General features: G+C 71.6%; 2 protein-coding genes. One reads left to right on the top strand and one right to left on the bottom strand.

Annotated features, from left to right (window positions below):
* A partial coding sequence (locus WAW17_RS02185) for an Hsp70 family protein (RefSeq protein ID WP_422331386.1) occupies positions 1–1,345 on the bottom strand: 1,345 nt, incomplete at its 3' end.
* A gap of 308 nt (positions 1,346–1,653) precedes the next feature.
* On the opposite strand from WAW17_RS02185, the gene WAW17_RS02180 reads away from it, so the two are divergent.
* Positions 1,654–2,931: IniB N-terminal domain-containing protein (locus WAW17_RS02180; RefSeq protein ID WP_422331385.1), on the top strand; the 1,278-nt coding region annotated here is incomplete at its 3' end.

Here is a 2,931-nt window from a genome sequence, read left to right as displayed (position 1 = left end):
GCGAAGTGGTGGTCGCCCCGCTGCTCGCGGGCGCAGCGTCCAGCACGGTCCCCAGAGCGAGGCCTCCCGCGCCGAGCAGCACGATCGCGGCCGCCGAGGCGGCGACGAACGCGGTCTTCTTCCTGCGTGAGGCCGGGTGGGCTGCGGTCGGTGCAGGCGACTCGGGGAGCGTTGCCGCAACGAACACTTCCGTGTCGGCATCGTCGGCTGTGTCGTCGGCGACGGGCGCCGCAGCGACCGGGACGACGACAGGCATGTGGGCCACCGTCGGAGCGCCAGCGCGTCCCGCGTTCGCCTCCGCGGCGAGCAGGGCGGCACCGAGGGCTGCGGTGTGGGCGGGGTGCTCGGCGGCGACCAGCGGAACCCGCAGTTCGGCTGACAACAGTTCCGCGACAAGCGGTATCGCAGCGCTACCACCGGTCAGGATCACCCGGGTGACGTCACTGGTTTCGAGCCCCGCAGCGTGGATCGTCTCGCGGACCAGCGTCATCGATCGGGTGAGCGGTTCGCGAATGAGGTCTTCGAGTTCGGAGCGCACCAGCCGCACGTCGGTGGAGATCCCGGGGAGTTCGATCCCGAGGGTGGCCTCGGTGTCGGAGGAGAGCGCTTCCTTCGCAGCGGCGCACCGGTCGCGCAGCGCGGTGAGCGCCGCGACCGTGTCGGGGGCGAAGGGATCGACGTCCCCGAATTCCACGGCGACGTTGCCGAGCACGTACTGCATCACGGCGTGATCGAAATGCGCGCCGCCGAAGTCTTCCGAACGCACCGGCTTGCCGAGCACGCCGGTCTCCGTGCCGCGGCTGTCCGAACGGAAAAGGGTGATGTCGAGCGAGGTTCCGCCGAGGTCGTAGATCACAGTCACGGAGTCGCCCGGGTTGCCCCGCGTGCGCTCGAGCCACGTCATCACCGCGTGCGCTTCGGACACCAGGGTGGCGCCGCGGACACCGGCACGCTCGAGCGCCGAACTCAGCACACCGACGGTGTACGGCGACCAGGTCGTGGGGTGGGTGACCACCGTGGTCGGCCGGCCGTGCCTGCCGGACGCCGCGTCGTGCACTACGCAGCTCACGGCGGTCGCGACCAGGTCCTCACCGGAATACGTGGACCCGTCGTCGGTGAGGATTCCGACGGGGTCGCCCACCCGGTTCGCGAAATCGGACACCACCATGCAGTCCGGCGGGACGGGACCGGCTCCCAGAGCGGGTGCGGTGTCGGGGGAGAGACGCAGCGTGCTCGGGTGCGAGATCACCGTGAGATCGGCGGGGTCCGTAGCGCCCGTTCCGTCGGTGTCGGCGGCAGCCACCGTGTTGACCGAACCGACTCCGATGCCGAGCGCTGCAGCCATCTCTCACTCCTGTGCTCCGGGCGACCCCTGTGGGCCGTGGTTACCCGGGTTGTCGGGGTGACCGGCAATTCCGTTACGTCGAAGTGCTGGAATTCGCGGATCACGGGGCACATCCCCTAACGGCCCCGAATCCCCTAACGCCGGGGCCGGCACCCCCTACGCGCAATCCCCGACGCGGGGCCCCGGAAGTAGGGGGCGCGGCCCCGTTGGGAAGGGGCCCACCGATCCATAACGTGGATTTCACTCGCCGTCACAGCTCATGTGGTGGCCACCCGAGCTCCCCGGATCCTCGACCACAGGAGATTGCCATGGCTACCAACGCCGTTCTCGACTTCATCCTCGGCCTGCTTCGCAACGAAGAGGCTGCCGCCGCCTACTGCGCCAATCCGACCGAGGCGCTGTGCGCCGCCGGCCTGGAGGGCGTGACTCACGCAGACATCGTCTCGGTCGCGCCGCTGGTCGCGGAGTCGGGACTGTTCGGCGGCAGCGGTGCCGACCTGGCCGCGATCGTGAACGCCGGCAGCGATGTGGCCGGTGACGTGGCAGGCAGTATCGGTGCGGGCCTCGTTGGCGGTCTCGGTCTCGGTGGCGGCCTGGGTCTCGGTGGCGGCCTGGGTCTCGGCGGCGGCCTGGGCGGCGCAGTCGGAATCGGTGCCGGTGCCGGACTGGGACTCGGCGCTGGACTGGGCGGCGACTTCGACTTCGCCGCAGAGTTGGCTGCCGGTCTGAGCGCCGCGCTCGGTGCCGCCCTCGAGATCGGCGGGGAGATCGGCGCGGAGCTCGGTGCAGCCCTGGGCGCGGCCCTGGATGCGGCCCTGTCGCTCACCGGCGGCCTCGATCTCGGCCTCGGTAGCGCCCTCGACATCGGTACCGCGATCAGCGGCGCGCTGGGCGGCTTCCTCGGTCTCGGTGGCGAGCTCACCGGCCAGCTCGGGACTACACTCACCGCGGCACTTTCGGCCCTGCCCGTCCTGGATGTGAGCGGCGGCCTGGCCGGCATTCTCGCCCCGGCCCTGTCCATCGGCGGCGCACTCGGCGCCGATCTCGGCCTCGCTCTCGGCGCGGCGCTCGGCAGCATCGGTGACCTCGACGGCGGATTGGATCTGGGCGGTGCCCTGGACATCGGCGGCGTTCTGGGCGCCACCCTCGGAAGCGTCCTCGGTGTCGACGCCGGACTCGGCGGCGCAGTCGGCGGTGCCCTCGACACGGCGATCGGCCTGGGCGGCGGACTCGGCACCACTCTCGACGGACTCCTCGGCGGTGCGCTCGATACCGACCTCACCGCAGCCCTGTCCGGTGCACTCGGTGGCGTTCTCGGCGCCGGCGGTGACCTCGGCGCCGATCTCGGTGGCGTGCTGGGCGCGACCCTCGGGTCGATTGCCGACCTGGGCGGCGGGCTGGATCTGGACGCGATCCTCGGTGCCGGCGGGAGCCTCGGCGGAGCCCTCGGCGGTCTGCTGGGTGGCGAGCTGGGAGTCGGCGGCGACCTGACCACCACGCTGGGCGGTGCCCTCGATGCTGTCCTCGGTGCGGGCGGCGGCCTCGACCTCGGCGCGATCCTCGGTGCCGAAGGCGGACTCGGCGGC

The sequence above is a fragment of the Rhodococcus sp. (in: high G+C Gram-positive bacteria) genome, assembly GCF_049286785.1.
GTDB lineage: Bacteria > Actinomycetota > Actinomycetes > Mycobacteriales > Mycobacteriaceae > Rhodococcus_F.
The sequence above is the reverse complement of the archived record's forward strand: the minus strand, read 5'-3'. Positions and strand labels throughout refer to the sequence as shown.